This is a genomic window from Fischerella muscicola PCC 7414 (assembly GCF_000317205.1).
GTDB classification, from domain to species: Bacteria; Cyanobacteriota; Cyanobacteriia; order Cyanobacteriales; family Nostocaceae; genus Fischerella; species Fischerella muscicola.
In genome coordinates this window covers 1-8,256 of record NZ_AJLK01000204.1, presented here as the reverse complement: position 1 = coordinate 8,256, position 8,256 = coordinate 1, and the positions used below count along the sequence as shown (strand labels likewise).

9 protein-coding genes are annotated in these 8,256 nt (G+C 41.4%); 5 read left to right on the top strand and 4 right to left on the bottom strand.

The features are described from left to right. Positions 1-301: 301 nt before the first annotated feature. On the bottom strand, positions 302-535 hold the full coding sequence (locus tag UYI_RS37415; protein WP_146007553.1) for a hypothetical protein: 234 nt from the start codon (positions 533-535) through the stop codon (positions 302-304). A gap of 106 nt (positions 536-641) precedes the next feature. On the opposite strand from UYI_RS37415, the gene UYI_RS0130790 reads away from it, so the two are divergent. Then, positions 642-1,175 carry a hypothetical protein gene (locus UYI_RS0130790; RefSeq protein WP_146007554.1) on the top strand — a complete coding sequence of 178 codons (534 nt, stop codon included), beginning with the start codon at positions 642-644 and terminating at the stop codon, positions 1,173-1,175. Between the two features lie 249 nt (positions 1,176-1,424). On the opposite strand, the gene UYI_RS0130785 is transcribed toward UYI_RS0130790, so the two are convergent. Together UYI_RS0130785 and uvsE are read right to left on the bottom strand one after the other, a co-directional pair. Next, positions 1,425-3,023, bottom strand: coding sequence for an Hsp70 family protein (locus tag UYI_RS0130785; RefSeq protein ID WP_016870533.1), 1,599 nt, complete (start codon positions 3,021-3,023; stop codon positions 1,425-1,427). 54 nt (positions 3,024-3,077) lie between these two features. Continuing rightward, complete coding sequence (gene uvsE / locus UYI_RS0130780; protein WP_016870532.1) at positions 3,078-4,031, bottom strand: UV DNA damage repair endonuclease UvsE; 954 nt, start codon at positions 4,029-4,031, stop codon at positions 3,078-3,080. Positions 4,032-4,236: 205 nt separating this feature from the next. Between uvsE and UYI_RS0130775 the strand changes: the two genes are divergently transcribed. Continuing rightward, a complete protein-coding gene (locus tag UYI_RS0130775) occupies positions 4,237-4,434 on the top strand; it encodes a hypothetical protein (RefSeq protein ID WP_016870531.1) in 198 nt (65 codons plus the stop codon). A gap of 301 nt (positions 4,435-4,735) precedes the next feature. Then, a complete protein-coding gene (locus UYI_RS0130770) occupies positions 4,736-5,545 on the top strand; it encodes a creatininase family protein (protein WP_016870530.1) in 810 nt (269 codons plus the stop codon). A gap of 10 nt (positions 5,546-5,555) precedes the next feature. Here UYI_RS0130770 and UYI_RS0130765 read toward each other — a convergent pair whose 3' ends face one another. Beyond that, positions 5,556-6,476: a LysR family transcriptional regulator gene (locus UYI_RS0130765; protein WP_016870529.1), complete on the bottom strand. Its 921-nt coding sequence runs from the start codon at positions 6,474-6,476 to the stop codon at positions 5,556-5,558. Positions 6,477-6,782: 306 nt separating this feature from the next. Between UYI_RS0130765 and UYI_RS0130760 the strand changes: the two genes are divergently transcribed. Together UYI_RS0130760 and UYI_RS0130755 are read left to right on the top strand one after the other, a co-directional pair. After that, positions 6,783-7,406: a DsbA family oxidoreductase gene (locus tag UYI_RS0130760; RefSeq protein WP_016870528.1), complete on the top strand. Its 624-nt coding sequence runs from the start codon at positions 6,783-6,785 to the stop codon at positions 7,404-7,406. 15 nt (positions 7,407-7,421) lie between these two features. Then, positions 7,422-8,256 (top strand): FAD binding domain-containing protein (locus tag UYI_RS0130755; protein WP_016870527.1); only part of this gene is annotated, 835 nt, incomplete at its 3' end.

The following is an 8,256-nucleotide window of genomic DNA, read 5'->3' as shown; positions in this document are numbered from 1 at the left end:
ATAAAGTCGGGTTACAACTTCAATTAATCCCTATTAGGGATTGAAACGCGTTGACGGCGCGCGAGGCATAGACCGTCACGTGCGTTACAACTTCAATTAATCCCTATTAGGGATTGAAACTTCAATAAAAAATTGCCAGCTGATGCCAGTGCAGAGTTGTTGCAACTTCAATTAATCCCTATTAGGGATTGAAACGACGAGAAATTTTGCTCATAATATCCGCTGCATCGTCAGTTGCAACTTAAATTAATCCCTACTAGTGATTGAAACTTAATTGCAAGAAGTTTGAGATATAGCATTCCTAAATCATTCGCCAGAGACAAGAACCCCGACTTTTTGGAAAAGTCGGGGTTCTGGGCTTTGCGATTCTCACAGAATGATATAGAAGTGCCATAGATAAACCAGAAGCGATCGCCCCATCGCCCCTGCTAACCACTAACAACCAACAAACATGCTGTCGTAAGGAACGTAAAAGCTGTCTTGACAAAGCGATCGCTTCAAAAGAGGAAGATATACACAATCTGATGCTTAGCAAAAGGTGGGTAGTATTTTAGGTTGTGGGCGACTGTTGAGTAGGATTTGTATAGGCGATCGCTAAACTTTTCGGAGAGGGCGTCGATGGGCTTGTAGGTTGAAAATAGTTGTTTATTTCTAAAATTTTTAGTTTAAATCACGCACCTCTTCTAGAAATCAAGATGACAAATCGAGTAATTTTCATTGGATTATCACTATTTGTATACGGAATAGCGCTTAGCTTGCCAGCCCTTGCCTTCAAAATAGTTGAAATCACTTTTGGGGGGCAAAACAATAAAGTTGAAATCGCTAGATTGACAGATAAAATTACTACAATGACAGTGGCTGAGTTAACTTTAGTTGGATTTTTTGGATTATTACTGCTTGTGATTCCACCTAGTATTGGGTGGTTAGCTAATCCAGCTTACTGGACATCGTGTGTTTTCTTTTTTCGACAGCAATATAATTGGTCAATTTTAACTGCATTAATATCAATTATCTTAGGCTTTTTAGGAACAATATCAGCATTTTGGGTAAGATTACCTGCTGGTATTACTCCCTTTCAAAAATTAGCATTACATGAACTACTTCCTGGATTTTGGTTATGGCTTGCGGCTCCTGGATTTATTATGTTGGTCAGTATTTTTAAGCTAAAAAAATGAGATTGAGAAGATTAAATTGCAGTTGGAAACATATAGTTGTTTTATATAATTTGTAAAAATTGCAAAGCCAAGATCCCCGACTTCTCTAAGAGGTCGGGGATCTTGTCTCTAATCAATGATTTATACCAATTCGCCAAAAGAATGCGACAGATGGGCCATCTTGTAGAGACGCGATTCATCGCGTCTTTATCCAAGGATGTGTTGCTATCATTAATTGAATTGGTATTAGGAATGCAATATTAAAAATCCCTAACTCAATTGTGCTACAAGTTGATTTTCCAACAGAGTTTCATTTGTGAGTAAATCCTCAACAGTGATTCGCAAAAAGCGCTGTTCGTCAACTAAAAACAGGATTTTAATGCGATCGCTTCCTGGAAATCCTGGTGGTGTGAGGTTGGCAATTGTCCTCGCGCCATCTTTATCGTTAAGGGGTTTGACAGTAGTGACACCGTCATCAAGACGACGGGTAATTAAGCGATCGCCATCAAAATAAACTTCTGTAGCGCCTGTGTCAGTCCCCAATTCGCCCATAATTAGCTCAATGCTAGGCTGATTATCGACAGAAGCACCCAAAAATAACTGTACTGGCTGAGTCATGGGATAAGGTTGTCCCTCTCTAATAATCGGATGCCAACTGTGCCGATTATTACGTCGATCCCAGTAGCGGATACCGTAGCTGTGGTAAAGAAAATCTTTGATTTCTACGCCTCGAGTTACTTGTAAAGCACCTTGGGCAATGGCTTCAAACGGGCGATCGCAACGAATTTTTTCTGGTGTAAAATATTGCTTTACCCAGGTTTGCACTGCTGGTATTTGTACTGTGCCACCCACTAACAGCACAGCATTAATATCCCCAACTTCTATACCTTGGCGTCGGGCTTGTTGTAATAACTGAGACATCGACTCATCAAGCCGTTCAAAAAATGAGTGTTCTCTGAGGATACCTTCAAATCTATCCCGATCTAATTCCAATTCATAACTTTCAAACGTTTCATCATTGAAATAAACTTCACTCGCTTGAGTTTGAGTTGATAGCTGAATTTTCACCTTTTCTGCCAGTCGCGTTGTCAAAGGACTGACAGTTAAACCTTGAGTTTTCGCAAAATAATCAACTATCCAATTGTCTAAATCAGAACCACCTAAATTTTGTCCTGCCTTTGCCAAGACACGGGCAGTTTTTACCTTTTGTTTGGAAGTTTCAGCTAAAGATTTATTACCAAACTTGAGTAAAAATCCCACGGGTTTACTAGCTGTTTTAACACTTTTATCCAACTGTACCAAAGATAAATCCAGTGTCCCACCACCAAAGTCAATTACCAAGAGAACTTCTTGGTCTGCCATACCATAACCTAAAGCAGCGGCAGTTGGTTCATCTATTATCCGCACCTGTTCCACTGGTAGTGCTTGACAAACTTTGCCCAACCAGTAACGATAAGCTTCAAAACTATCTACAGGTACAGTTAATACCAGTGATTCCAACCCCCCTTGCATCGGTGCTAATTGCGTAATTACTTGGTTGAGGAACCATTGTCCAACTTGTTCAAAAGTAACTATTTGCCTATCTAATTCCGGTAAGAAACCTTGGATATCCGTACCAATACCGCGTTTGAAAGTACGGAAAAATCGGGGGTCATTTTTCAAGTCTAACCCGCGATCGCGCACTTGTTGTCCCACCAAAACTTGTCCTTTGGCAGCATCTTCCACATAAAGCAAACTGGGAATAAGTGGCGGATTCAGACTTTGTTGAACTGATAAACCAGGTAAATTCAGAGTTTCTGACTCCTGGGTGACAGGATTCCAACGAGCAATAACTGTGTTACTTGTACCAAAATCGATTGCGATCGCCATATCTAGTAATTTTGCGCTTTTGTTGCCAACACGCAAACACCTACTTAACTTTTATTAAAAATTATTCTTTAAAAGCCAACAAGAACGCAAATGGGTAACAGCTTCTTCTTTGTGCTTCGCTTCTACTTCGATCCAAGGTGCTTGGCGGTAAACACTCGGCATAGCGGTAATTAAATCACTGTGCTTTCTATCGTTAAAAGCCTCTTCCCCATTAGAAATGTGAACTAATTGCCACTCAGGATTAGTCCAAGTTTGTTGAGCAGCATAAAACATTTCTGCCACACTGGGATGATCATAACTATCTAAATTCTCGTGACAGATATGATGATGAGCATCGAATACCATTGGTACGCCAGCACGTTGGCAAACTTCTAAAATTTCACTAGCACTGTAAGCATACTCATCATTTTCTAAAGTCAAGCGACTTTTGACATTTTCTGGTAGCTGCGAAATTACTTCCACTAACTGTTCCAATCGCTGAGATTTACCACCATGAATATTCATCAACGACCAACAGGAACGAGGTAAACCTAACAAATCCAACGTTAAAGCGTGTCGTTCTAAAATTTTAATACTTGCTGCCACTACTTGCGGAGAGTCAGAACTTAACACCACGTATTGATCGGGGTGTAGTACCATTCTGATCCCCAGTTGATTTGCTCGTTGCCCAATTTTACCCAACTCGGCACTCATTTCCTCAAGCACGCTAGCACCGACTTCATCTTCCCAATCACTCATAGGAAATAACCCAGAAGGCATCCGATACAATCGAAAATCGTGCTGTTGACAAAAAGTTAATGCCCCATCCAGACGCTGTAAGTTATCTTGATAAAGTTCTTTGAGGGCGTTGGCGCGTTGTTCTTCAGTTAATTGTAAATAGCGTGTGCGCGTAATTGTCCGAAAGCGCACCTGTTTAGAAAAGGTAATGCAAACCAATCCTAAATACGGCGGGGCATCTTTAGGTTGAGGCTGTGCTACTGTTAGATTGTCTAACTCGACTGAGGTCATTAACTTATTTATCTATGTTGTCATCTCTTCGATTTAACTAATTTCTACCCAACAATGATGAGTATCTAAAGGTAGAAGCTGAGTTTAGCTATCTGGATAACTAAGTACAGCTTGGCGTAAATTCGTAGCAACTTTAAACGCAGAGGATCGCAAAGGAGAACGCACCAGGTAGCAGAGTTTGATAAAGTAGAACGGCTTTGCAAAGGTGATTGGAAACAGCGATCGCATTTTGGTAAACTATTTGCTTAGTCAAGGTATTTATCTAAAACCTGACACCAGTCCCCATTTTGAAAATATTCAAATCACAGAAATTATTCCTGCTTTAGTGGAACTTGCTTGGCAAGTAGGAAATGTTCAAGCATCGGAAGAATTAACAGCGCAATGTAATCTTAATAATGCTTAATATAAATTAAATAACTAAATAAAGAATAATATTATGGCAAAAAATATATAGTCTAACAACCTCAGATGAACACAGATAAACCATCCGTGTGCATCGGTGTGCATCGGTGTTCGTTTTTCCTAAAAATTATTGGACTGTTGAAATGACTTCCAGCCACAACAAAAAATCAGTGAATGACGAACACTCATGGAACACCGATTAACACAGATAAACCATCCGTGTGCATCGGTGTGTATCGGTGTTCGTTTCCCCAAAAATTATTGGTCTATTGCTAATAAAATTTAATTTATTCTCGCTACTTATGTTACATTCTTTCATTCCTCCAGCCAGATTTTTTCCCTATCTTACTTGGCAAGATATTGAAAAAATGCCAGATCAACAAAACGTCGTCATCATTCAACCCATTGGTGCAATTGAACAACACGGATTACATTTACCAATCATTGTTGATTCCGCAATTAGTGTAGCCGTTTTAGGCAAAGCTTTATCCAAATTAGATCCAGATATACCTGCTTATGCTTTACCTAATATTTATTACGGTAAATCCAACGAACATTGGCATTTTCCCGGTACTATTACCCTAACTTCCCAAACTCTAATTACTTTATTAATGGAAGTTGGCGAAAGCATTTATCGTGCAGGTTTTCGGAAATTAGTATTTATGAATTCTCATGGTGGACAACCACAAATACTAGAACTAGTCGCTAGAGACCTACATATTAAATATGATGACTTTTGTATTTTCCCGTTGTTTACTTGGCGAGTACCAAATGTAGCCAAAGAATTGCTCACACCCAAAGAACTAGAATTAGGTATTCACGCCGGAGATGCAGAAACTTCCCTGATGCTGTCAATTTTGCCCGAACAAGTCAAAATGGCAGACGCAGTTACCGAATATCCACAAAATCTACCTACAGATAGCGTTCTGAGTATGGAAGGTAAGCTACCCTTTGCCTGGGCAACAAAAGATTTATCCCAAAGTGGCGTCATGGGAGATCCAACAACAGCCACAAAAGAAAAAGGCGATCGCATCTGGGAATCATTGGCTGACGGTTGGGTAAAAACTATCAAAGATATATATAAATTTCAACAACCAAAGACAACAACATAATAAAGATTATCTAAGCTTCCCAATAAGGTGGGTTGCCAAATTGTTGGATCAGGAAATCAATGAATGTTTTTACCCGCAAAGAATACCTACGATTCGGCAAGTAAAGCGCGTAAATACCCATGTCTGTCTCGGTGTGAGGAGAAACCTGAAAATCTGTTAGCACTGCTTGCAAGCGTCTGGCTCGAATATCTTCACCAATTAACCAAGTTGGCATTAGGATCAGACCTGCACCATCTAAACATACCTGACGCAGTATTTCGGAATTATTTGCCACCAGAGTTCCGCTGACTTTCACCTCACAAACCTCTGTATCTCGCTCAAACCGCCAGATGTTGTAGTCGGTGTAAGCAAATAATAAACAATTGTGGTGCGCTAAATCGTTTGGATGTTGGGGTTTGCCGTGCTGTTGGAAATAATTTGGACTAGCGCAAACCACGCGCGAATGGGAAGCAAGTTTGCGGACAATCAGGTTGGGATGGGAGCGATCAAGATTGCCAATGCGAATTACAATGTCTAGTTCCTCTTCCACCAAGTTTGACAATCCATCGCTAAGTCGCAAATCTAGTTTTACTTCTGCATACTGAGTTAAAAAAGTACTGATAATTGGTGCAATATGGAGTCGTCCAAATGCTACTGGCATCCCAACCTTCAATAGACCTCGTGGTGTGTCTTCTCGTTCCATGACACAAAGATTTGCTTCCTCTACATCTTGCAGAATACGCACTGCTCTGTTGTAGTAGTTACGACCTTGGGGTGTGAGTGTGATGCTGCGGGTTGAGCGGTTGAGTAACTGAGTGTTTAACATGGTTTCGAGCGAGTTCACCTGACGGGTAACTGAAGAAACTGCCAATTCTAATTGGCGCGCAGCTTCCGAAAATCCACCGGTCTCCACTACCTTTACAAAGGCACGCATCGCTGCAAATTGATCCATCGGTTAGGATGTCCTTTATCAAGAAAGGCAGAGGGCAGCTATGCTGGAGGCAGAAGGAATAATGTTTTCTACCCTCTGCCACGACCGGAGAGAGTAAGGGTTCCGTGACCCCCACTCAAACGAAGTTCAGTGGCCTCAATTAAGGAGGGGTCTGAATCCCCTTCTTAATTGTCCCTTCTGCCCTCTGCCTCCTGCCTCCTGCCTTCTTCAATTTTGCAAAATATGCAAAGGTGTTTGGCGTTGTAGCTATATTATCAATCTTTATGAATGGAGTTATGGTTGAACTAAAAGAAAAAGGAGAAAACCATGACTTTGACAGTAGAAATAACCTCGGATTTTATCTGTCCTTGGTGTTTGGTGGCAGAAACACGATTAAATCGAGCGATCGCACAACTCGACTCCTCAGTGAAAGTTCAGCGTATCTGGTATCCATTTGAGTTAAACCCTGATATGCCAAAAGCTGGTATGGATCGCAAGACTTACCGCAGCAAAAAGTTTGGCAGTTGGGAATACTCACAAATATTAGATGCAAAAACGATAGAGGCAACTCAAGCAGATGGAATTGAGTTTCGCTACGATTTGATGCGAGTTACACCTAATACTTTTGACGCCCATCGCTTAACCTGGTTGGCTGCGAAGAATGGCAAAGCAACCGAGATGGCTGAACGGATTTTGAAAGCCTACTTTAGGGAAGGGCAGAACATTGGCGATATTGAAACTTTAGCTAATCTTGCAGCTGACATTGGTATTGATGCTAAGGCTTTTCTTTGGTCAGATGCAGGGATTGAGGAAGTTAGAGAACTGGAACGACAAGCGAAAGTAAGAGGTATCCACAGCGTTCCAAATATCTGCATTGGTCAAGAAACATTGATTGGCGCTCAACCTATTGATGTTCTTTTCACTGCTTTGCAAAACGCTGTTAATGAATAAAGAGGGCTACTGCTTATGAAATCCACAGGCAACCATGCGATTGTCATCGGCGGATCATTGGGTGGTTTGTTTACCGGAATTATGCTGCGTTCCATTGGTTGGGAGGTCGATATTTACGAACGTTCTGCTCACACACTCGATAGTCGGGGCGGCGGTATTGTGCTACAACCAGATGTTATTGAAGCATTTGGGCGAGCAGGTGTTACCTATGAAGCACCGTTGGGAGTAGTGGCACAGGAAAGATATTACTTGAACCCCGATGGCAGCATTGCTCAAAGAATGCCGATGCGTCAAACTTTGACTTCTTGGAATTTGCTCTACAGTTCCATGCGTCGACATTTTCCAGCTGAACATTATCACCAAGGAAAACTCTTGACCAACATTCAACACAATGGTGAACAAGTCATGGCAATATTTGCCGATGGCACTCGTCAAATTGGCGATTTGTTGATTGGTGCAGATGGACCTAACTCTACGGTACGCCAGCTGTTTGTGCCAGATGCTCACTATCAGTATGCCGGATACGTTGCTTATCGTGGCTTAGTCAACGAAGCCGAACTAGAGCCAGACGCTGCGGCTTTGTTTACAGAGCGATTTGTATTTTACCAATTTCCCAATTCTCACATTCTTCAATATGTCATCCCAGGAGAGAATGAATCGCTTGTACCCGGAAAACGCCGCTTTAACTGGGTTTGGTATGTCAATTACGATCAAGCAACAGAATTACCTCGTATTCTCACAGACAAGGAAGGTAGACGCCGTGATTATGCCATTCCACCAGGAATGATAGCGCCGGCGGTTGAAGAAGAGATGCGAGTTTATGCTAATAGAGTTTTAGCTCCACCTTTTC